The organism is Agromyces fucosus (assembly GCF_004134865.1).
Lineage (GTDB): Bacteria > Actinomycetota > Actinomycetes > Actinomycetales > Microbacteriaceae > Agromyces > Agromyces fucosus.
Genome location: NZ_SDPO01000004.1, coordinates 445,250 through 467,458 on the forward strand (window position 1 = coordinate 445,250; position 22,209 = coordinate 467,458).

At 71.5% G+C, this 22,209-nt stretch carries 18 protein-coding genes and 1 riboswitch; of the genes, 10 read left to right on the forward strand and 8 right to left on the reverse strand.

Going from position 1 to position 22,209, the window contains the following annotated elements:
* Positions 1-125: 125 nt before the first annotated feature.
* From gcvP to gcvT, 3 genes are all read right to left on the reverse strand, one after another.
* Positions 126-3,023, reverse strand: a complete 2,898-nt coding sequence (gcvP, locus tag ESP57_RS17530) for an aminomethyl-transferring glycine dehydrogenase (protein WP_129232395.1) — start codon at positions 3,021-3,023, stop codon at positions 126-128.
* Positions 3,024-3,031: 8 nt separating this feature from the next.
* Complete coding sequence (gene gcvH, locus ESP57_RS17535) at positions 3,032-3,403, reverse strand: glycine cleavage system protein GcvH (RefSeq protein ID WP_074261438.1); 372 nt, start codon at positions 3,401-3,403, stop codon at positions 3,032-3,034.
* Between the two features lie 65 nt (positions 3,404-3,468).
* Positions 3,469-4,653, reverse strand: a complete 1,185-nt coding sequence (gene gcvT, locus ESP57_RS17540; RefSeq protein WP_129232396.1) for a glycine cleavage system aminomethyltransferase GcvT — start codon at positions 4,651-4,653, stop codon at positions 3,469-3,471.
* A gap of 164 nt (positions 4,654-4,817) precedes the next feature.
* Positions 4,818-4,936, reverse strand: a riboswitch (glycine riboswitch).
* Positions 4,937-5,102: 166 nt separating this feature from the next.
* Between gcvT and ESP57_RS17545 the strand changes: the two genes are divergently transcribed.
* The 7 genes from ESP57_RS17545 (at position 5,103) to ESP57_RS17570 (ending at position 12,543) form a co-directional block, all read left to right on the forward strand.
* On the forward strand, positions 5,103-5,834 hold the full coding sequence (locus ESP57_RS17545) for an NUDIX hydrolase (protein ID WP_056014546.1): 732 nt from the start codon (positions 5,103-5,105) through the stop codon (positions 5,832-5,834).
* Complete coding sequence (gene nadA / locus ESP57_RS17550; protein ID WP_129232397.1) at positions 5,831-7,186, forward strand: quinolinate synthase NadA; 1,356 nt, start codon at positions 5,831-5,833, stop codon at positions 7,184-7,186. The genes ESP57_RS17545 and nadA overlap by 4 nt, the downstream gene beginning before the upstream one ends.
* 1 nt (position 7,187) lies before the next feature.
* The gene (gene nadB, locus ESP57_RS17555) at positions 7,188-8,723 is read left to right on the forward strand and encodes an L-aspartate oxidase (protein ID WP_129232398.1); all 1,536 of its coding nucleotides are present in this window, start codon (positions 7,188-7,190) and stop codon (positions 8,721-8,723) included.
* Positions 8,723-9,577 (forward strand): carboxylating nicotinate-nucleotide diphosphorylase, encoded by an 855-nt coding sequence (gene nadC / locus ESP57_RS17560; protein ID WP_129232399.1) that lies wholly within the window; start codon positions 8,723-8,725, stop codon positions 9,575-9,577. The genes nadB and nadC overlap by 1 nt, the downstream gene beginning before the upstream one ends.
* Complete coding sequence (locus tag ESP57_RS17565; protein WP_129232400.1) at positions 9,574-10,719, forward strand: cysteine desulfurase family protein; 1,146 nt, start codon at positions 9,574-9,576, stop codon at positions 10,717-10,719. Before nadC ends, ESP57_RS17565 begins: the two co-directional genes overlap by 4 nt.
* Positions 10,716-10,844 (forward strand): hypothetical protein, encoded by a 129-nt coding sequence (locus ESP57_RS18870; protein ID WP_268753238.1) that lies wholly within the window; start codon positions 10,716-10,718, stop codon positions 10,842-10,844. Before ESP57_RS17565 ends, ESP57_RS18870 begins: the two co-directional genes overlap by 4 nt.
* Before the next feature lie 241 nt (positions 10,845-11,085).
* Positions 11,086-12,543: a DHA2 family efflux MFS transporter permease subunit gene (locus tag ESP57_RS17570; RefSeq protein ID WP_115962732.1), complete on the forward strand. Its 1,458-nt coding sequence runs from the start codon at positions 11,086-11,088 to the stop codon at positions 12,541-12,543.
* Between the two features lie 206 nt (positions 12,544-12,749).
* Here ESP57_RS17570 and ESP57_RS17575 read toward each other — a convergent pair whose 3' ends face one another.
* A complete protein-coding gene (locus ESP57_RS17575; protein ID WP_165877510.1) occupies positions 12,750-14,480 on the reverse strand; it encodes a substrate-binding domain-containing protein in 1,731 nt (576 codons plus the stop codon).
* A gap of 266 nt (positions 14,481-14,746) precedes the next feature.
* Between ESP57_RS17575 and ESP57_RS17580 the strand changes: the two genes are divergently transcribed.
* Positions 14,747-15,397: a phosphoribosyltransferase gene (locus ESP57_RS17580; protein WP_129232402.1), complete on the forward strand. Its 651-nt coding sequence runs from the start codon at positions 14,747-14,749 to the stop codon at positions 15,395-15,397.
* 49 nt (positions 15,398-15,446) lie between these two features.
* Here the strand turns inward: ESP57_RS17580 and ESP57_RS17585 are convergent, their stop codons facing one another.
* Positions 15,447-16,286: a putative protein N(5)-glutamine methyltransferase gene (locus ESP57_RS17585; RefSeq protein ID WP_129232403.1), complete on the reverse strand. Its 840-nt coding sequence runs from the start codon at positions 16,284-16,286 to the stop codon at positions 15,447-15,449.
* 187 nt (positions 16,287-16,473) lie between these two features.
* Between ESP57_RS17585 and ESP57_RS17590 the strand changes: the two genes are divergently transcribed.
* Positions 16,474-18,387, forward strand: a complete 1,914-nt coding sequence (locus ESP57_RS17590) for an anthranilate synthase family protein (protein ID WP_129232404.1) — start codon at positions 16,474-16,476, stop codon at positions 18,385-18,387.
* A gap of 93 nt (positions 18,388-18,480) precedes the next feature.
* The gene (locus ESP57_RS17595) at positions 18,481-18,966 is read left to right on the forward strand and encodes a hypothetical protein (RefSeq protein ID WP_129232405.1); all 486 of its coding nucleotides are present in this window, start codon (positions 18,481-18,483) and stop codon (positions 18,964-18,966) included.
* Between the two features lie 78 nt (positions 18,967-19,044).
* On the opposite strand, the gene ESP57_RS17600 is transcribed toward ESP57_RS17595, so the two are convergent.
* The 3 genes from ESP57_RS17600 to ESP57_RS17610 are packed head-to-tail and all read right to left on the reverse strand — an operon-like array spanning position 19,045 to position 22,181.
* Positions 19,045-19,653 carry a GNAT family N-acetyltransferase gene (locus tag ESP57_RS17600; protein ID WP_165877511.1) on the reverse strand — a complete coding sequence of 203 codons (609 nt, stop codon included), beginning with the start codon at positions 19,651-19,653 and terminating at the stop codon, positions 19,045-19,047.
* Between the two features lie 31 nt (positions 19,654-19,684).
* Positions 19,685-21,361 (reverse strand): ABC-F family ATP-binding cassette domain-containing protein, encoded by a 1,677-nt coding sequence (locus ESP57_RS17605; protein ID WP_129232407.1) that lies wholly within the window; start codon positions 21,359-21,361, stop codon positions 19,685-19,687.
* A 31-nt stretch (positions 21,362-21,392) separates the two neighbouring features.
* On the reverse strand, positions 21,393-22,181 hold the full coding sequence (locus ESP57_RS17610; RefSeq protein ID WP_129232408.1) for a GNAT family N-acetyltransferase: 789 nt from the start codon (positions 22,179-22,181) through the stop codon (positions 21,393-21,395).
* Between the last annotated feature and the right edge of the window lie 28 nt (positions 22,182-22,209).

The window sequence follows — 22,209 nt, forward strand, 5'->3', positions numbered from 1 at the left end:
ACGTCATCCGCCGATGCCTCCAGTGCGGGGGCGATCGGCTCCGAATCGCTCGCTACGCGAACGCCGTGACTACAAACGGCGAAAGCGCGGCCACTCTGCTTCCTCGAGGCATCCGCTTCGCTTCGCTACGCGAACGCCTCGACCGGCGGGCAGGCGCACACGAGGTTGCGGTCGCCGAAGGCCTGGTCGATGCGGCGCACGGGCACCCAATACTTGCCCCGCACGAGCGAGTGCACCGGGTACACGGCCTGCTCGCGGGTGTAGGCGTGGGTCCACTCCCCGGCGATGACCGACTCCGCGGTGTGCGGCGCGTTGACGAGAGGATTGTCGTCGGCGGGCCACTCGCCCGCGGCGACGGCGTCGGCCTCGGCCTTGATCGCGACCATCGCCTCGACGAAGCGCTCGAGCTCGGCCAGGTCTTCGGACTCGGTCGGCTCGATCATGAGCGTGCCCGCGACGGGGAAAGACATCGTCGGCGCGTGGAACCCGTAGTCGACGAGGCGCTTCGCCACGTCGTCGACGGTCACGCCCGTCGCCGCCGTGAGGGGTCGCAGGTCGAGGATGCACTCGTGCGCGACGAGCCCGTTGTCGCCCGTGTAGAGCACCGGGTAGTGGTCGCGCAGGCGCGAGGCCACGAAGTTCGCCGCGAGCACCGCCGACGCGGTCGCCTGCTTGAGCCCCTCGGAGCCCATCATGCGCACGTACGCCCACGAGATCGGCAGGATCGACGGGCTGCCGTACGGCGCCGCCGAGACCGGCCCGCCGTCGTGCGTGACGCCGCCCGAGTGGTCGGCGCGCTGCGCCATCGGGTGGCCGGGCAGGTAGGGCGCAAGGTGCGCCTTCGCCGCGACCGGGCCGACGCCGGGGCCGCCGCCGCCGTGCGGGATGCAGAACGTCTTGTGCAGGTTCAGGTGCGAGACGTCGCCGCCGAAGTCGCCGAAGCGGGCGAAGCCGAGCAGGGCGTTGAGGTTCGCGCCGTCGACGTAGACCTGGCCGCCGGCGTCGTGCACGGCCTGCGTGATGGTCTTCACCTCGTGCTCGTAGACGCCGTGCGTCGAGGGGTAGGTGATCATGAGGGCGGCGAGGCTGTCGGCGTGCTCGGCGATCTTCGCGCGCAGGTCGTCGAGGTCGACGTTGCCGAGCTCGTCGGTCGCCACAACGACGACGCGCATGCCGGCGAGCACGGCGGATGCCGCGTTGGTGCCGTGGGCGCTCGACGGGATGAGGCACACCGTGCGCTCCGTCTCGCCGTTTGCGTGGTGGTAGCCGCGGATCGCGAGGAGGCCGGCGAGCTCACCCTGGCTGCCCGCGTTCGGCTGCAGCGAGACCGTGTCGTACCCGGTGACCTCGGCGAGCCAGGTCTCGAGCTGCTCGATGAGGCCGAGCGTGCCGACGACGTCGGCCTCGGGTGCGAAGGGGTGCAGGTTCGCGAACTCGGGCCACGTGACCGACTGCATCTCGGTCGCGGCGTTGAGCTTCATCGTGCAGGAGCCCAGCGGGATCATGCCGCGGTCGAGCGCGTAGTCGCGGTCGGCGAGGGTCTTCAGGTACCGCATCATCTGCGTCTCGGAGTGGTGCGTGTTGAAGACGGGGTGCTCGAGGTAGCCGCTCGTGCGACGCAGCTCGCCGCTCGCGACGGCCGGCAGACTCGAGGTCTCGATCTCGACCGCGGTGCGCTCGGGCAGCCCGAACGCCTGTGCCACGAGCGAGAGCTCCGCCTCGGTGGTCGTCTCGTCGACCGCGACGTGCACGGTCGCCTCGTCGGCCTCCCACACGTTGACCCCGAGGGCGCGGGCGCGCTCGACGATGTTGCCGGCGAGTCCTGGCACGTGCACGCGGATCGTGTCGAAGTAGCTGTCGTGCGCGAGGGTGAGGCCGTAGCCGGTCAGCACCTCGGCGAGCGCGGTCGCCTTCGCCGCAGTCGAGACCGCGATGTGACGGATGCCGCGGGGCCCGTGGTAGACGGCGTACATCGACGCCATGACGGCGAGCAGCACCTGGGCGGTGCAGATGTTCGACGTCGCCTTCTCGCGGCGGATGTGCTGCTCGCGCGCCTGCAGCGTGAGGCGGTACGCGGGCGCGCCGACGGCGTCCTTCGAGACGCCGACGAGCCGGCCCGGCAACTGCCGCTCGAGGCCCTTGCGGACGGCCATGTAGCCCGCGTGCGGTCCGCCGAAGCCCATGGGCACGCCGAAGCGCTGCGAGGTTCCGACGGCGACGTCGGCGCCGAGCTCGCCCGGGCTCGTGATGAGTGCCAGCGCGAGCAGGTCGGCGGCGGCGACCACGAGGCCGCCCTGCGCCTTCGAGGCCGCGATGACGGATGCCGGGTTCCACACGCGGCCCGAAGCGCCCGGGTACTGCACGAAGAGGCCGAAGTGGTCGCCGAAGGCGGCGACATCCGTCTGCTCGTCGAGCGACGCGACGACGAGCTCGATGCCGACCGCCTCCGAGCGCGACTGCAGGAGCGCGAGCGTCTGGGGCAGGGCGTCGGCGTCGACGACGAAGCGGTTCGAGGTCGACTTCGAGGCGCGGCGCGCGAGCAGCATGCCCTCGACGACCGCGGTGCCCTCGTCGAGCATCGACGCGTTGGCGGTGTCGAGGCCCGTGAGGTCGGTGACCATCGTCTGGAAGTTGATGAGCGCCTCGAGGCGGCCCTGCGAGATCTCGGGCTGGTACGGCGTGTAGGCCGTGTACCAGCTCGGGTTCTCGAGCACGTTGCGCTGGATGACCGACGGCGTGACGGTGCCGTAATAGCCGAGGCCGATCATCGAGGTGCGCACGGTGTTCTGCTCGGCGAGCGCCGCGAGCTCGGCGAGCGCTTCGCGCTCGGTGGCTGCGGCCGGGATCGCCGAGTTCAGCACCTCCCCCATGCGGATCGACGTGGGCACCGCGGCGGCCATGAGGGCGTCGAGGGAGTCGTAGCCGAGCTCGGCGAGCATGAGCCCGTGGTCGCTCGGGCTGGTGCCGATGTGGCGGCGCCCGAAGGCGTCGAGGTCGAATGCTGAGGAGGTGGGGGTGCTCATGCGGGTGCTTACTCTCCGACCAGTGCGCGGTACTCGGCGTGCGTGAGGAACTTCGGCAGGCTCGAGGCGTTCACCTTGATGAGCCAACCCTCGCCGAAGGGGTCGCTGTTGACGAGCTCGGGCGAGTCGACGACGGTCTGGTTGGCCTCGACGACCTCGCCGCTGACGGGGGCGAAGAGCTCGCCGACCGACTTCGTCGACTCGATCTCGCCGACGACGGTGCCCTCGGTCACGGTCGTGCCGGCCGCGGGCAGCTCGACGAAGACGACGTCGCCGAGCTTCTCGGCGGCATAGTCGGTGATGCCGATCGTGGCGACGTCGCCGTCGATGGCGATCCACTCGTGTTCTTCGGTGTAGTGCAGTGCGGTCTGGTCGGTCATGGCGTGCTCCTTGTGAGTCGTGCGGTGAATGCGGTGTGCGTGGTGCCGGTCGAGCCGGCCGGCGGTCAGGCGGTGCGCTTGTAGAAGGGAAGGGCGACGACGGATGCCGCGACTCGCGTGCCGCGGACGTCGACGAAGAGCTCGCTGCCCGGCTCGGCGGCGTCGGGCGCGACGAGGGCCATGGCGATCGGGTGGCCGAGCGTCGGCGAGAGCGCCCCGCTCGTGATGACACCGACGCGCGCGGCATCGGCATCGGCGCCGTCGAAGACCTCGTACTCGGCGCGGGGCGCCCGGCGGCCCTCCGCCGCGAGGCCGACGAGCACCGGGGCATCCGCTGCGGGGCCCTGCTCGACGGCGGCGCGACCGACGAACTCGTCGGGCTTGGCGAGGGCGACGACGCGGCCGAGGCCGGCCTGCACGGGCAAGATGTCGCGGCTCAACTCGTGGCCGTAGAGCGGCATGCCCGCCTCGAGGCGCAGCGTGTCGCGGCTCGCGAGGCCGCAGGGCGTGACTCGGGGGCCGCCGGTCTCGGCGAGCGCCTCCCACAGACGCGTCGCGCGCTCGGGGGCGAGGTAGAGCTCGAAGCCGTCTTCGCCGGTGTAGCCCGTACGCGCGACGAGCACGGGCTCGCCCTCGAAGGTCGCCGGGAAGGCGCGGTAGTACTTGAGGCCCTCGAGCTTCGCGTCGAAGTCCTCCTCGTCGTTGCCCGGCCCGTCGACGCCGAAGCCCGGCGTCTCGAGCAGTACTGCGCGGGCGTCGGGGCCCTGCAGGGCGATGAGCGCGACGTCGTCGCTCTCGTCGGAGACGAACGTGTCGAAGCCCTCGGCGCGGGCGCGGAGCTCGTCGGCGACGACGGCCGCGTTCGAGGCGTTCGCGACGACCATGTACCGGTCGTCGCCCGTGCGGTAGACGACGAGGTCGTCGATGATGCCGCCGTCGTCGGCGAGCAGCAGGGAGTACTTGGCCTGCCCGATCTCGATGGCCGAGAGCTTGCCGGCGAGCGCGTGGTCGAGCGCGGCGGCGGCCTGCTGGCCGATGAGCACGATCTCGCCCATGTGCGAGAGGTCGAAGAGCCCGGCCGCGGTGCGGACGGCGTGGTGCTCGGCGAGGTCGCTGGAGTAGCGCACGGGCATCTGCCAGCCCGCGAAGTCGGTGAAGCTCGCGCCCGCGGCGCGATGCACGGCGTCGAGAGGGCTGCGTCGCTCGGAGCTCGACGATTCGAGGCTTGCGGTACCGGGTTCGTTGGTCACGAGAGTTCTCCAGACGTGCCGGCGAACGCCGGCGTTGTCACGGTCGCGGAAGCGTGCCGTGTGGGAACTCCCCCTCTGTCATGAGCCTGAGAGTTTCACGCTGGCGCGCTTTCACCGTGGGCGGGAGGCCGCGAGCCGTCGCGGAATCCACTTTTCAGAGCGGCCTCGTCATCGCGGTGTGGTGACCTGAGAGATTGGCGGGGAGGCTTGCTCCTTCGGTGCCGGTCGGGCGCTGTCCGTTCGTACTTCGGTTGGCGCTGACCGGCTCTCCCGCGACGCGTCGATGGCCCGGTATGAGATTGTGCTCCGATCCTAGCAGCGGGGCGCTTCCGCGGCGGCTGGGCATCGGCTGTGATCCGACGACAGCGGGTTCGTGTTCTGGTCAGGATGACTGTAAGCTGCTGTCGACCGAGTTCGAGTCAGTGTGACCAAAAGAGCGGAGGTGCCGGATGCCGCACCCGACCGAGCCCGATGGCGACGCGCCGACGCGACTCGCCGTCTCCACGGTGATCTTCGCGCTGCGACCCGACCGCTCGGGCCACCCGGTGCTCTGGACCCCGCTCGTGCGCCGCACTCGCGAACCCCAGCTCGGCCTCTGGGCCCTGCCCGGCGGCTGGCTGCCGCCCGCAGAAGAACTCGAAGCGGCAGCTGCCCGCACCCTGCGGCTCACGACCGGCCTCGCCCCTACCTACCTCGAGCAGCTGTACACGTTCGGCGAGGTCGACCGCTCCCCCGGGGTGCGCGTGGTCTCCGTCGTCTACTGGGCGCTCGTGCAGAGCGACGAGGCAGCCCGGGCGACCGCAGGGCCGAACGTCCGCTGGGTGCCGGCCGACACGCTGCCGGGGCTCGCGTTCGACCACAACCGCATCATCGAGTACGCCCTCTGGCGGCTGCGCACCAAGGTCGAGTACTCCCAGATCGCGCACGCCTTCCTCGGCGAGACCTTCACGCTCGCCGAGCTCCGCGAGGTCGTCGAAGCGGTGCTGCAGCGCCCGCTCGATCCCGCGAACTTCCGACGCACGATGCTCGCCTCGGGCCGGCTGCGCGAGACGGGCGAGCGACTGGCCGGCGCACGCAACCGACCACCGAAGCTCTACCGCTACGACTCCACCGCCCTCGCCGGGGCGAACCCCGACCCGACCGTGCGAACCGAATCCCTGAGAGAGCGACCGGCATCATGACCATCTCGATCGACGACCTGCAGACCGACGACACGCGAGCGGCGGCATCAGTCGACCGCACCATCCGCCTCATCGAGGCGGGTGCCGCCACCGGCGTATCGTGCTCGCCCGAACTCGCGAAGGGCCCCTGGGAGTTCGACGCGGGCCCCGTCTCGTACGGGCCCGGGTCGTCGATGGGCGACGTCATCCCCACGGGCTCGCCCCGGCAGGGCGCGCTGCCCGAGTCGTACCGCACGGCTTCCGCAGACGAGCTGCACGCGCGCATCCGCGCCGCGAAGGCGACCCTCGGCGACCGCGCCGTCGTGCTCGGCCACTTCTACCAGCGCGACGAGGTCATCGAGCACGCCGACTTCGTGGGCGACTCGTTCCAGCTCGCGAACGCCGCCCTCACCCGGCCCGACGCCGAGGCGATCGTGTTCTGCGGCGTGCACTTCATGGCCGAGACCGCCGACCTGCTCTCGACGCCCGAGCAGGCCGTGATCCTCCCGAACCTCGCCGCCGGCTGCTCGATGGCCGACATGGCCGACGAGAGCTCGGTCGAGGAGTGCTGGGAGCAGCTCGAAGAGGTCTACGGCGACCTGACGGCGACGGATGCCTCGGGGCGCGTGCCCGTCATCCCGGTGACCTACATGAACTCGTCGGCGGCCCTCAAGGGCTTCGTCGGGCGCCACGGCGGCATCGTCTGCACCTCCTCGAACGCGAAGACGGTGCTCGAGTGGGCGTTCGAGCGCGGGCAGCGGGTGCTCTTCTTCCCCGACCAGCACCTCGGCCGCAACACCGCGAAGGCCATGGGCGTGCCCCTCGAGCAGATGCCGATGTGGAACCCGCGCAAGGCGCTCGGCGGCAACACGGCGGGCGAACTGGGCGAAGCCCGGGTCATCCTGTGGCACGGCTTCTGCTCGGTGCACCGCCGGTTCACGGTCGACCAGATCGCGCAGGCCCGCGTCGACCACCCCGGCGTGCAGGTCATCGTGCACCCCGAGTGCCCCATGCCCGTCGTCGACGCAGCGGATGCCGCGGGTTCGACCGACTTCATCGTGAAGGCGATCCAGGCCGCCCCCGCGGGCTCGACCTTCGCGATCGGCACCGAGATCAACCTCGTGCAGCGCCTCGCGGCCGAGTACCCGCAGCACACGATCTTCTGCCTCGACCCCGTCGTGTGCCCGTGCTCGACGATGTACCGCATCCACCCCGGGTACCTCGCCTGGGTGCTCGAGGAGCTCGTCGCGGGCCGCGTCGTCAACCGCATCACCGTCGCCGACGACGTGGCCGAGCCCGCGCGGGTGGCCCTCGAGCGGATGCTCGCGGCGAAGCCGCCGGCAGCGGCTCCGCAGCCCGTCGCGGGAGCCTGACATGGCGCGCGTGCTCGTGATCGGGGGCGGCATCGCCGGCCTCTGGGCCGCCGTGAAGGCCACCGATGCCGGGCACACCGTCGAGCTCGTCACGAAGGCCGAGCTCGCCGAGGGCAATACGCGCTATGCCCAGGGCGGCATCGCTGCAGCGCTCTTCCCCGACGACTCCGCCGAGCGTCATCTCGCCGACACGATCGAGGCAGGTGCCGGGCTCGCCGATCCGGCGGCCGTGCGCGTGCTGGTCGACGAGGGCCCCGACCGCGTGCGAGACCTCATCCGGTTCGGTGTCGCCTTCGATCGGGGCGAGTCCGGGCTCGAGCGCGGACTCGAGGCCGCGCACTCGCGCGCCCGCGTGCTGCACGCCGGCGGCGACGCCACCGGCGCGGCCATCGAGCACGCCCTCGTGGCCACCGTGCGGCGCCGAGCCGTCGCGATCGACGAGCAGACGATGCTCGTCGACCTCCTCGTCGAGGGCGGGCACGTCGTCGGGGCGCAGCTGCTCGGGGCTTCCGGTGCCGTCGTCGAGCGCCGCGCCGACGCGGTCGTGCTCGCCACGGGCGGCAGCGGATGCCTCTTCCGGCATACGACGAACCCGGCGGTCGCAACGGGCGACGGAGTGGCGGCGGCCTGGCGTGCCGGCGCGCGCGTCGCCGACCTCGAGTTCACCCAGTTCCACCCGACGGCGCTCGCCGCCCCCGGCACTCCGCTCATCTCCGAAGCCGTGCGCGGCGAGGGCGCGGTGCTGCGCGACGAGAGCGGTCGCCGTTTCATGCTCGACGTCGACGCGCGCGGCGAACTCGCGCCGCGCGACGTCGTGGCCCGCGCGGTCTGGCGGCGATCGCTCGAGCAGGGCGGCGCACCGGTGGTGCTCGACGCCACGGCGCTCGGCGGCGCGGAGCTCGCCCGCCGCTTCCCGGGCCTCGACGCCGTCGTACGAGCTGCCGGCTTCGACTGGGCCCGCGAGCCCGTGCCGGTCACGCCGGCCGCGCACTACGCCATGGGCGGCATCGCGACCGACCTCGAGGGGCGCACGAGCGTGCCCGGACTCTTCGCGATCGGCGAGGTCGCCCGCACCGGCGTGCACGGTGCCAACCGACTCGCGTCGAACTCGCTGCTCGAGGCGGCGGTGTTCGCCGACCGAGCGGTTCGGGCGATCACGGCGTCGGAGGCGTCGCGAGCAGCCGCTGCGTCCGAGGCCGCGGTGGCCGGAACGCCTGCACGATCCGCCCAGGTCGTGCACGGTGCACCCGTCGATCGCGACGAGCTGCAGGCCCTCATGTGGAGCCACGTGGGACTCGAGCGCGACGAGGAGGGGCTGGCGGCGGCATCCGCTCGGCTCGATGCGTGGCACGCACTCGACCCCGTCGACCGCCGCAGCGCCGAGGATCGCAACCTGCTCGATCTCGCCCGCCTGACCGTCGCCGCCGCCCGGGCCCGGCGCACAAGCTGCGGCGCGCACTTCCGCACCGACGACCCGAACGTCGTCGTCTCCGCCACCTTGCACGAACCCACCGCACTCGAACGAGAGGCCGCCTGATGACCGACCTGAGAGAGATGGACCGCATCGTCGGCGCGGCGCTCGACGAGGACGCCCCGTGGGGCGACCTCACCTCCGAGGTGCTGATCCCGGTGACGGCCACCGCGACGGCCGAGCTCGTGGCGCGCGAGCCGGGAGTGCTGAGCGGCATCGAGGTCTTCGCCGCGGCCTTCCGCCTCATCGATCCGGCCATCGTCGTCGAGGCTCTCGCGGTCGACGGCGAGCCGTTCGAGGCGGGCGCGGTGCTCGCCCGCGTGAGCGGTCCGGCCCGCGGCATCCTGCGCGCCGAGCGCGTCGGCCTCAACCTCGTGCAGCGCATGTCGGGCATCGCGACGCTCACGGCCCGGTACGTCGCGGAGACGGCCGGCACTCGGGCGCGCATCGTCGACACCCGCAAGACCACGCCGGGCCTGCGCAGCCTCGAACGCCAGGCCGTGCGCGACGGCGGCGGCCGCAACCACCGCCGTTCGCTCTCCGACGCGGTGATGGCGAAGGACAATCACCTCGCCGTGCTGACAGCCGGCGGCCACGACCTCGCGACCGCGCTCCGGGCCGCACGCGAGCGGATGCCCCACACCGCCCACCTCGAGGTCGAGGTCGACCGGCTCGACCAGGTCGAGGCGGTGCTCGCGGGCGGGGCCGACACCGTCATGCTCGACAACTTCACTCCCGATGGGCTGCGCGCGGGCGTCGCCCTCATCGCGGGCCGGGCGATCGTCGAGGCCTCCGGCGGCGTCTCCCTCGACACGGTGCGCGAGATCGCGGCGACCGGTGTCGACATGATCTCGGTCGGTGCCCTCACCCATTCGGTGCGCTCGCTCGACCTCGGCCTCGACGTGACGGTCTCGACGTGATCTTCCTCGACCACGCGGCGACGACGCCCGTGCGCCGAGAGGCGCTCGAGGCGATGTGGCCGTTCCTCTCGGGCTCGTTCGGCAACCCGTCGAGCCATCATGCGCTGGGCGAGGAGGCGTCCCGCGCCCTCGCCGCGGCTCGCGCGACGGTGGCCGCGGTCGTCGGCTGCCGACCCGGCGACGTCGTCTTCACGAGCGGCGGCACCGAGGCCGACAACCTCGCGGTGAAGGGCCTCGCGCTCGCGAACCCCCGCGGGCGCCACCTCGTGATCTCCCCGATCGAGCACGAGGCGGTGCTCGAGTCCGCGGCCTTCCTCGCCCGCGTGCACGGCTTCGAGGTCTCCGAGGTCGCCGTCGACGTGGGCGGCCTCGTCACGCCCGAGGCGCTGAGCCGAGTCATCCGGCCCGACACCGCGCTCGTCTCGGTGCAGCTCGCGAACAACGAGATCGGCACGGTGCAGCCGATCGCCGAACTTGCCGCGGTCGCGCACGCCGCCGGGGCCCTCATGCACACCGATGCCGTGCAGGCGGCCGGCTGGCTCCCCCTCTCACTCGACGTGCTCGGCGTCGACGCCCTCTCGCTCGCCGGTCACAAGGTCGGCGCTCCGAAGGGCACGGGCGCGCTCATCGTGCGCGGACGGCTCCAAGTCGAGCCGGTGCTGCACGGCGGCGGGCAGGAACGCGGGCGCAGGTCGGGCACCGAGAACGTCGCGGGCGCGGTCGCCTTCGCGACGGCGCTGCGCCTCGCCGAGGCCGAGCGAGCGGATGCCGCGGCGCACGTCGCCGCACTCGGCTCCGCGTTCACGGCGACGATCGCGGCGACGGTTCCGGGCGCGCAGCCGACGGGCGATCCCGAGCACCGCCTGCCGGGCACGGTCTCGTTCGTCTTCCCGGGCACCAGCGGCGAGGCCGTGCTCCTCGAGCTCGAGCGCGACGGCATCGTCTGTTCGAGCGGATCGGCGTGCGCGGCCGGCAGCGACGAGGCCTCCCACGTGCTCACTGCCGTCGGACTGCCGACCGAACTCGCCCAGACAGCGGTGCGTTTCACGCTCGGCGCGGAGAACACGGCCGAAGAGCTGGCGGATGCCGCGGCATCCGTCGCTCGTGCCGTGTCTGCGGTGCGCGGTATCGTGGCGACATGAGCGAAACACCTGCTGACAAGGCTGACGAGCGGCGCATCGAGAACGAGCTCGCTCCCGAAGAGCAGCTCCTCGAGGGCTGGCTCCCCCGGCCGACTCCCACCGACGGCCCGGCTCCGGCTCCGTAAGCCGCCCCGCGCGACCGAGTTTCCCAGCAGGCCGGCGCTCGTCGAGAGCGCTCGGTTCCATGCGTTCCGATCGATGTCGGAATCGGGGAATAGCGAGTCACCCGACGCGGGTTGACCAACGTATTCGACGCAATTCTCCGGCGCAGCCCTGCGCCGACATCGATTGGACCAATATTCCTTGACCGAACGCGCCGTTCCTGAACTCCGTGACCTCGAGGTCGCCCCTGCCGGCGACCTCACCATGCACGAGCACTCCGATGTGGAGGCGCTGCACGGCGCCCGAAACAACCGGGTGATCTGGCTCCTCCTCGCCGCTTCCTTCGTCGTCATCCTCAACGAGACGATCATGGGCGTGGCGATCCCGCACCTCGTCGTCGACCTCGGCATCTCCATCTCCCAGGCGCAGTGGCTGACCACCGCGTTCATGCTGACGATGGCCGTCGTCATCCCGATCACCGGCTACCTGCTGCAGCGCTTCGCGACGCGGCCGATCTTCATCGCCGCCATGAGCCTCTTCTCGACGGGCACGCTCATCGCGGCCATGGCTCCGGGCTTCGAGGTGCTCCTCGTCGGCCGGGTCGTGCAGGCGAGCGGCACGGCCATCATGATGCCGCTGCTCATGACGACGCTCATGACCCTCGTCGCCCCGAGCGACCGCGGCCGACTCATGGGCCGCGTCGCGATCGTGATGTCGGTGGCTCCGGCGATCGGCCCGACCATCTCGGGCCTCATCCTGAACTCGCTCTCGTGGCGGTTCATGTTCTGGCTCGTGCTGCCGATCGCGCTCGCGATGCTCGTCATCGGCATCCGCCGGGTCGAGAACGTCAGCGAGCCCCGCAAGATCCCGATCGACGTGTTCTCGGTGGTGCTGTCGGCCTTCGGCTTCGGCGGGCTCGTCTACGGGCTCAGCCAGATCGGCGCCGAGACCGCCGGCAGCAGCTTCGGCGCTGCGCCGATGTGGATCGCCTTCGCTGTCGGCGCGATCGCCATCGGCGCGTTCATCTGGCGACAGCTGATCCTGCAGAAGCACGACCGGGCGCTGCTCGACCTGCGCACGTTCCTGTCGCGCAACTTCTCGATCTCGATCGGCCTCATGACGATCATGATGGCGGCGCTGTTCGGCACGATCATCCTGCTGCCGATCTACCTGCAGAACGTGCTGCACCTCGAGCCGATCATGACCGGCCTGCTGCTGCTGCCGGGCGGTCTCACGATGGGCCTGCTCGGTCCGACCGTGGGCCGGCTCTTCGATCGCCTCGGCCCGACGCCGCTGCTCGTACCCGGTGCGTTCGTCGTCAGCGGCGTGCTCTGGTCGCTCACGCTCGTGACCGACACGACGTCGCCGTGGTTGCTGCTCGTCGCCCACATCGTGCTGTCGGCCGGTCTCGCGTTCATGTTCACGCCGCTCTTCACGTCGGCGCTCGGCTCGGTCGACCCGAAGTTCTACTCCCACGGATCCGCGATCGTCGGCACCGTGCAGCAGGTCGCCGGCGCGGCCGGCACGGCGCTGTTCGTGACGATCATGGCGACGCAGTCGCTGACCGCGACGACGGCCGGCGCAACGGCCGAGGCCGCGGCGGCGTCCGGCATCCGCTCGGCGTTCATGGTGGGCGCGATCCTCTCGCTCCTGGCGATCGTCGGCGCGTTCTTCGTGCGCAAGCCGGCCGACATGATGGAGGGCGCCCCGGCGGCGCACTGACCTCCACGCAGTACGAAGGGGGCCCGGCATCTGCCGGGCCCCCCTTCGTCGTTCACCGCGTCGGCGTGAACTCCGCCTTCGCGAACACCAACGTCAGCCGCAGTTCGGGCGGCAGCCGCGCTGCGAGGTGGTCAGCCGCAGTTCGGGCGGCAGCCGCGCTGCGAGGTGGTCAGCCGCAGTTCGGGCGGCAGCCGCGCTGCGAGGTGTCAGCCGCAGTTCGGGCGGCAGCTGCGCTGCGAGAGGGCGTCGACGAGCACCGTGCCGAGGTCTTCGGGCTTCGAGGCCGAGTACGCGGCTCCCTTCGTCGCCTGCGCGATGCGCTGCATGGCGGCGAGGTCGGTGTCGGGTCCGAAGCCGATCATGATGACGGGCACGGGCTTGGTGGGGTCGTCGATCTTCGCGAGCTCGGCGAGGAGCGTGTCGAGGTCGATGCCGTTCTCGTCTTCGTTCTTGCCGTCGGTGAAGAGCAGCACCGAGTTGACCTTCTCGGGGTCGTACGTCTCGCGCACCCGCTGCACCGCGGCGAGCGTCGTGTCGTAGAGGCCGGTCGCACCGCCGAGCCTGGCAGGCAGCGACTGGATGATGCCGGCGATCTCCTGCGAGTGCGCGGCATCGCCGAGCGGTGCGATGGGCGAGAGGTCCTCGTAGTCGAGGTCGCCGTTGCGTGCGGTGGAGAACACCCAGACGCCGAGTTCGACTTCGCCCGAGAACTTCTGCATCGCGCCGACGGCGGCCTGCTGGAAGATGTCGATGCGGCGCAGGCCGTTCTCGGCCGGTTCCTCCATCGATCCCGACACGTCGATCACGGCGAGCATCCGCGAGCGCAGCGTCAGCACCGACCAGGCTCGAAGGATCTCGAGCTGGGCCGCGCCGTCGAGCGCCGCCGTCGCCGAGGGGGCTTCCGCACCGAGGCCGGTGATGTCGAGCTCGCCGGTGCCGTCGGGCGCCCGGAAGCCGGCGGCCGCCAGCGTCTTCGCGCTCTCGCGGACCGCGGCCTCGAAGGCGTCGAGCAGTTCGCTGCGCGTCGCGACCGGCGTCTCCGCCGGGGCGGCGTCGGCATCGGCTTCGACGGCCGCATCGTCTTCGGCCGCGTCGTCAGGCGCCGACATGCTCACGAACGGATAGTCGAGCGACACCGTGCCGTCGACGGGATAGGCGGCGACGAGCGCCTCAGCGGGGTCGTCGAGGTTGTACGCGGCGACCTGCGCCTCGCTCGTGACGACGACCGCGGGATCTTGGGATGCGCTCACGGTGCCGAACGCGGCACCCGTCGATGCGGGGATGGACTTGCCGAGCTCGATCATCGCGCCGGCGAACTGTCGCGGGTCGTCGGGCGATGAGTGGCCGCGCAGGGCGAGCAGCCCGGCGAGGCTCGCAGCGGATGCCTCGGGGTCGGGCAGGATCGTGGGCAGGGTGCCGCCGAGCACTCGGGCCCAGCTCACCGGTTCGGCCGCGAGCTCCGTGGCCTTCGTCGCGGCGCCTGCGAAGACGACGGGCGACGAGGCGATCGACTCGCGCACGTCGACCTCGGGCGGCGACTGGCCGAGCGAGGTGGCGGTGGCGTTCATGCGGTCGAGCCACACGCTCGACTCGGGGATCCAGGCATCGGACTCCTCGCCGCCCGAGGCGACGACGGCGGCGGTGTCGGCCGAGTCCTGCGCGGTGACCTCGGTCGTCACGCAGAGATCGGAGTTCGCGTCGAACTTCTCGGCGATCTCGGTCAGCGCGGGGGCGATCGACGTATCGGCCACGACGGAGAGCTGCTCGGTCTCGGTGCAACCGGCTTCGGCCGACGCGAAGAGGGGGTTCAGGTAGCCGCCGACCCAGAGGAAGACGCCGGATGACACGAGTCCGACGACGACGACTGCACCGATGATGGACAGGATGAGTCTGCGGCCCGGCTGCTTCGCCGTTGCCGCTTCACTGTGACGTCCCACGGACACTCCAAGCCGACGAGTGGGGGCCTCGTCGAATCCTCAGTTCGGGTTCCCCAGATCGGGGAGGGATTTGGTTCAGTGTAAGCGACGAGTTGCAAGACGCGAACTTCACTCGGATTCGCCCCGTGTTCACGGGCCATTCGCGGACCGCGTTCCACCCCGGGCGGTCCGGATCCCCTTGGCGGTGCGGCGGAGTGGTGGGAGCATGGAAGGGAGCCGAACGGTCGCGATCGACGGGCCGGTGCACGGCTCGACGGGCGCACGACATGGAGCACTTCAAGGATCGAACCGACGCGGGGCGGCGACTCGCCGCGGCACTCGCGGGCGTCGACCTCGGGCAGCCGGTGGTGCTCGGCCTGCCTCGCGGCGGAGTGCCGGTCGCGGCACCGATCGCGGCGGCGCTCGGCGCCCCGCTCGACGTGCTCGTCGTGCGCAAGCTCGGGGTCCCCGGACAACCCGAAGTGGCGATGGGCGCGATCGGCGAACAGGGCGCTCGAGTGCTGAACGACGACATCGTCGACTCCGTGTTCGTCTCCCCCGGGGAACTGCGCGACATCGAACGCGTCGAGCGGGCCGAACTCGACGCGCGGGTCGCCCGGTTCCGAGGCGGCGAGCCGCCGATCTCACTCGAGGGCCGCACGGCGGTGATCGTCGACGACGGCGTCGCGACGGGCGCCACCGCACGAGTCGCGGCGGTCGTCGCGAAAGCCCGCGGGGCCACTCGAGTGGTGCTCGCCGTTCCGGTCGGTGCGTCCGACTCGATCGGATCGCTCGCCGCCGACCCGGCGGTCGACGAGATCCTCTGCCTGTCGGTGCCGCCGGGTTTCATGGCCGTCGGCATGCACTACCTCGACTTCGCGCAGACCACCGACGCCCAGGTGGCCGAGCTCCTGTCGGCGGCGCGGGCCGGGGACTGAGGCGAGGCGAACGGGTCGGCGGCCGAGCCTGTCGCGGCTGGCGCCCGTCTCAGCTCGGCCCGTGTCCGCCTGCGCGATCGGCGCCGCGCACCCCGATCACGACGGTCGCGTCGGCCTCGTCATCGTGCAGGATCCGAGCAGCGAGGCCGCCCTGCTCGAAGAATGCGGCGGCGATGGGAGCCTGACGCACGCTCGTCTCGATCAACAGCGCACCCCCGGGAGCGAGCCACGAGCGAGCGGATGCCGCGACCCGGCGATGCACGTCGAGCCCGTCTCCGCCGCCATCGAGGGCCATGCGGGCCTCATGGTCGCGCGCCTCGGGCGGCATCGTGGCGATCGCCTCGCTCGGCACGTACGGGGCATTGACGGCGAGCACGTCGACGCGGCCCCGCAGTTCGGCGGGCAGCGCGTCGTAGAGATCGCCCTCGAAGACGAGCCCGCCGATCGGTTCGAGGTTCAGCCGCGCCGCCTGCACCGCCACGGGGTCGAGATCGGCCGCGACGAGGTGCAGCGGCCCGGCGGCATCCGCGATCGCCGCACCGATGGCGCCGACGCCGCAGCAGATGTCGACCACGACAGGGGGGTGCTCGGAGCCGACCGGCGCGGTCTCGGCGGCGCGCTTCGCGAGGCTCGCAGCTTCTGCTGCCAGGAACTCGGTACGGCGCCTCGGCACGAAGACACCGGGCAGCACGCGCATGCGGAGGCCCGCGAACTCCGCCCAGCCGAGCACCTGCTCGAGGGGTTCGCCGGTGACACGGCGCTCGACCAGCTCCTCGAGTTCGGCACCCGTTGCGCCTGTCTCGAGCAGCAGGGCCGCCTCGTCCTCGGCGAACACGCATCCGGCGGTGCGCAGGCGGGCCACGATCTCGATTCCAGTCTCTGTGGTCATCACTCGGAATCGTATCGGCGCGCCGTCCGGGCGGAGCCGATGCTAGAGTCCTCGACATGACCTCGTCGAACCAGAACTGGTGGCCCGCCTCCTAGGCGGCCACGCGTTTCGACGTACTTTGACCGCCCGAGGGCGGTCTTTTCGCGTATGCGGAGGGTGGCGCCCGAGGGCCCGACCGGAGAATCCCATGACGCGACTGCTCGCCTCACTGCTCGCCGCGACCGACCCCGCGCCCTTCGCCGTCGTGCGCCGAGAGCACGAACCGACGCTCGACGTGCTCGTCGGCGACGTCGTCGACGTCGACCGCCTCGCCGACATCCCGCTCGACGGTGCCGAGGTGCTGGCGCTCGTGCCGTTCCGCCAGGTGCGCGAGCGCGGCTTCGTCGCGCACGACGATGGGGCTCCGCTCCGCTGCCTCGTCGTGCGCGAGCGGGAGACGATCGGCCTCGACGTGGCGATCGGAATGCTGCCGGAGCATCCGATCGCCGTCGACGACCTCGCCGTCGACGTGAGCGATGCCGAGTACGCCGATCGGGTGCGGCGGGTGATCGACGACGAGATCGGTCGGGGCGAGGGCGCGAACTTCGTGATCCGGCGCGAGTTCACGGGGCGCATCGAGGCATCCGCCGCGCATGCGGTGCTCGGCTGGCTGCGCGCCCTGCTCGAGCACGAGGCCGGCGCCTACTGGACGTTCGCGATGCACACGCCAGGTCTCTCGACCGTCGGTGCGACACCCGAGCGTCACGTGTCGTCGATCGACGGGGTCGTCTCGATGAATCCGATCAGCGGCACCTTCCGCCATCTCGCGGGGCCGCCCGCCGACGACGACCTCGTCGCATTCCTCGGCGACGTGAAGGAGCGCGAGGAGCTCGTCATGGTCGTCGACGAAGAACTCAAGATGATGAGCGCGGTGTGCCCCGACGGCGGGCGTATCCGGGGTCCGTTCCTGAAGCGGATGTCGCGGCTCACGCACACCGAGTACCTGCTCGAGGGACGCAGCGACCTCGACCCCCGCGAGGTGCTGCGGCTCACGATGTTCGCGCCGACCGTGACGGGTTCACCCATGGGCAACGCCTGCACGGTGATCGCGCGCCACGAGTCGACCGCCCGCGGATACTACGCGGGCGTGCTGGCGCGCTTCACGCCGGGAGCCGGCGGCTACGACCTCGATGCGCCCATCCTCATCCGCACGGCCTACGTCGACGGCGAGGGCGGGGTGCGCGTGCCCGTCGGGGCGACGCTCGTGCGGCACTCCGACCCGGACGGCGAGGTGGCCGAGACGCACGCCAAGGCGGCCGGCGTCCTGACGGCGCTCGGGACGATTCCGCGAGCGGACGCGACGCCGACGTCGAGCACGGTCGGCGCATCGGCCGTGGGCGACGGTGCTCGCGACGACGACCGCATCGCCACGCTCCTCGACTCGCGCAACGACCACCTCGCGAGGTTCTGGAGCGCGCCGCAGGCGGCGCACCCGTCGCGCGGTACGAAGGCCCTCGTTATCGACGCCGGCGACGACTTCACGACGATGCTCGCCCACCAGTTGCGGCACCTCGGCCTGGAGGCGCGGGTCGTGCCGTGGAACGAGGCCGTGCCCGAGGCATCCGACGACCTGGTGGTCTTCGGCCCGGGGCCCGGCGACCCGCGCAACTCGGCCGATCCTCGGCTGAGGCGCCTGCGCGAGCTGATGGTCGAGCGGCTCGAGAGCGGCGCGCCGATGCTCGCCGTCTGCCTCAGCCACCAGGTGCTTGCGACCCTCGCGGGTCTGCCGATCGCGCCGCTGCCTGCGCCGCGGCAGGGCGTGCAGCTCGACGTCGACCTGTTCGGCGAGCCGGCGGCGGTCGGCTTCTACAACACCTTCGCGGCGATGGCTGAGAACGGCTCGATCACCCCGGCCCTCGAACTCGAGGTGGCATCGGATGCCGCGACGGGTGTGGTGCACGCGCTCCGCGGACCGCGGGTGGCCTCGGTGCAGGGACACCTCGAATCGGTGCTCTCACCCGATGGGCTCGAGGTGCTGGCGCGGCTCCTCGACGTGCTCCTCGGCCCGGTCGCCGTCGACGTACCAGCCGGAGGGCTGCGCGAGGCGTCTTCGCGGGCGTGATCATCCCGCACTCGGTCGCGATCCGCAAGGCGTTGCCGCCGTCGACCGCGCGCGGTTGGCTGGGGCAACCCGACCCCGAGGAGGCGGATCACTGTGGACACGAGCACAATCGTCTGGATCATCGTCGGCATCGTCGTCGTCATCGCGATCGTCGTCGTCATCATCGTCATGGCGACGGGCAATCGGCGGCGCGAGGCCCGTCTCGAGGCCGATCGCCGGCGCGCGGCCGACCTTCGGCAGAGCGCGGCCGAAACCGACGCTGCGGCGCGTCAGCGTGAAGCGGATGCCGCAGCGGCTGCCGCCGACGCGAAGCGAGCCGAAGCCGCAGCCGCGCAGGCCCGACTCGACTCCGAGCGACTCGCCCGTGAGAGCGAGGCTCGCAACGCCGACGCGGCGGACCTGCACACCGAGGCCGACGACCGCCTGAAGAAGGCCGACCGGCTTGACCCCGATGTCGACGACACCGCACGGGATGCAAACGTCGACACCACGGCACGGGATGCCGACGTCGACACCACGGCACGGGATGCCGACGTCGAGACGGGCCGCGGCAGGCACGGCACATCGACCTCGGCCTGAGGTCGGCCCGACGTCGCGCGCTCGAGCCCGATTCTGCGGCACGACCGCGGGTCGGCTCGAGCGCGCCTCGGCGGCCGGTCAGCCGAGCGCGATGACCGCGTCGAGCATCTCGTCGCCGAGCGCGCGGTCGGCATAGATCACCCGATCGAGGTGCGTCGTGGTGCCGGGCGTCGAGGAGTGCTCGTCGTCGGAGCCGCCCAGGCGCGCAGCGCGCCCCCGCCACTGCAGCTCGAGCCCGATGCGCTCGATCACGCGGATGGAGGCGGCGTTGTCGCCGAGCACCCTGGCCGTGACCGGGGTGTCGGGCCGGGTCGTCTGCGCTGCGGTGAGCGACGCCCTCGCGGCCTCGGTCGCGAATCCGCGGCCCCAGGCCTCGGGAGCGAAGCGATAGCCGAGGTTCCAGGCGTCGAAGTCGAGCATTCTCGCTCCGGCCGAACCGAGGAACGCACCGGCGGGCAGTGCGCCGACGGGTTCTCGAAGGAACACCGCATTGTGGGAGAACCCGTACTCGAGCCGTCCGGCGATCGCCCGTTCGATGGCGTCCACCGACATGGCACGACTCGTGTGCCTGCTGCTGGGAAGGTGCTCCCATGTTCGGGGGTCGCCGTACACGCGGAAGTACGCGTCGGCGTCGTCGAGGGTCAGCGGGCGAAGGAGGAGGCGTTCGGTGCGGAGTTCGTCGATCATCGCCTCCAAGTCTCGCAGCGGCAGCCGACACTCAGCTGTCGGTGACCCGACCGGCTTCGACGTGCCAGCGGCGATCGAGACGCACATGCTCGAGCATGCGGCGGTCGTGCGTCACGAGCAGGAGCGTGCCCTCGTACGAGTCGAGGGCCTCTTCGAGCTGCTCGATCGCCGCGAGGTCGAGGTGGTTCGTCGGCTCGTCGAGCACGAGCACGTTGACGCCGCGCGCCTGCAGCAGCGCGAGGCCCGCGCGCGTGCGCTCACCGGGCGAGAGCGCGTCGACGGGGCGAAGGACGTGATCGGCCTTCAGCCCGAACTTCGCGAGCAGGGTGCGCACCTCGCCGGCCGAGTACTCGGGCACGAGGGCCTCGAACGAGTCGGCGAGCGGCGCCGCCCCGGTGAGCTGCGTGCGAGCCTGGTCGATCTCGCCGATGGCGACGGATGTCCCGAGGCTCGCCGTTCCCGCATCGGCCGCGCGCCGCCCGAGCAGGAGGGCGAGCAACGTCGACTTGCCTGCTCCGTTCGGGCCGGTGATGCCGATGCGCTCCCCCGCATCGACCTGCAGCGAGACGGGGCCGAGCGTGAAGTCGCCCTGCTGCACCACGGCTTCGTTCAGCGTCGACACGACCGAGCTCGAACGCGGCGCCTGGCCGATCGTGAACTCGAGCTGCCATTCCTTGCGCGGTTCCTCGACCTCGTCGAGGCGCGCGATGCGGCTCTCCATCTGGCGGACCTTCTGGGCCTGCTTCTCGCTCGACTCCGTCGCGGCCTTGCGCCGGATCTTGTCGTTGTCGGGCGACTTCTTCATCGCGTTGCGCACGCCCTGGCTCGACCACTCGCGCTGGGTGCGCGCCCGGCCGACGAGGTCGGCCTTCTTCGCGGCGAACTCCTCGTAGTCGTCGCGCTGCTGGCGCCGGGCGGTCGCCCGCTCCTCGAGGTACGCGTCGTAGCCACCGCCGTAGATGCGGTTGGAGTGCTGGGCGAGGTCGAGTTCGAGCACCCGGGTGACCGAGCGGGCGAGGAACTCCCGGTCATGGCTGACGAGCACCACGCCGCCGCGGATGCCGCGGACGAACGCCTCGAGTCGTTCGAGCCCGTCGAGATCGAGGTCGTTCGTGGGCTCGTCGAGCAGCACGAGGTCGAAGCGGGAGCAGAGCAGGGCGGCGAGCCCGACGCGTGCGGCCTGTCCACCCGAGAGCGAGGTCATCATCGAGTCGGCGGAGAGGTGGGCGTCGCCGCCGTCGAGGCTGAGTCCGAGGTCGGCGAGCACCGCCGGGAGCCGCTCGTCGAGGTCGGCGGCGCCCGACGCGAGCCAGCGCTCGAGGGCCACCGAGTACTCGTCGGCGGGGTCGGGAGCCCCGGGCGCCGGGGCATCCGTCGACCCCAGTGCCAGCGCGGCCGCGTCGAGACGAGCGGATGCCTCGGCCGCACCGGTGCGCCGCGCGACGTAGGTTGAGATGGTCTCGCCCTCCACCCGCTCGTGCTCCTGCGGCAGCCAGCCGACGAAGGCATCGGCGGGCGAGAGATGCACGGTACCGGCCTGGGGTTCGAGCTCGCCCGCCAGAATGCGGAGCAGTGTCGACTTGCCGGCACCGTTGACGCCGACGATGCCGACGACATCACCCGGGGCCACCGTGAGGTCGAGGCCGTCGAAGAGTGTGCGGTGGGCGTAGCCCCCGGCGAGGCCCTGGGCCACGAGTGTTGCAGTCACCGGTCAACCCTAGCCAGCGGCTGCTGGGAGTTCAGCGCCGCCAGCGATACGGCGTCGTCGTCGAGACCCGCACGAGCCCCGACCGTTCGAGGATGGGCCGCGAGAACTCGGTCGAGTCCGAATTGATGAGCCGTTTGCCCATCGCGATCGCCGACTTCGCACGTGCCGAGGTCAACGCGCGGTAGACGCCGCGACCGCGCCATTCCTCACGGGTCGCTCCGCCCCAGATGCCCGCGAAGTCGGTGCCGGCCACCGGTTCGAGCCGCCCTGCGCTGACGATGCCCCCGTCGGCCTCGGCGACCCAGAGCTCCATGCCGTCGCCGCGAGCGAGCCGCGCGAGCACGGCATCGGCGGTAGCGTCGGAGAACTCGTCGCCGAACACCTCGCCCTGCATGCGGCACATCGCACGGACGTCGGATTCCTCGGTCACCCGGCGCACGGTGACGCCGTCGGGCAGTGGAACGTCCGCGACGAGTGCGCTCGCCTGGCCGATCATGATCGATTCGGCTTCATCGGCCTCGAAGCCGTTGGCGAGGAGGGTGCCGTGCAGGCCGGGGGCGGCATCGTGGCCACGGGTCTTCCACTCCACCCGGGTGATCTCGGGATCGGCGAGGTAGTGGGCGAGCGCGCCGACGACGAGGCCGGCGATCTCGGTCGCGGTCGCCCCGTCGAGGTCGCGATACGTCACGAAACCGCGGCCTCCGGCGAAGGTGACCAACCGCAACGGGCCGAGCCGTTCGACCGCGATCGCACTCGGCGTCTCAGCGTCGGTGCGGAGTTGGTCGTCGTAGGCGCGCAGCCACTCGTCGGCGAGGATCATGGCCCCCATACTGGGGGGAATGGTTGCA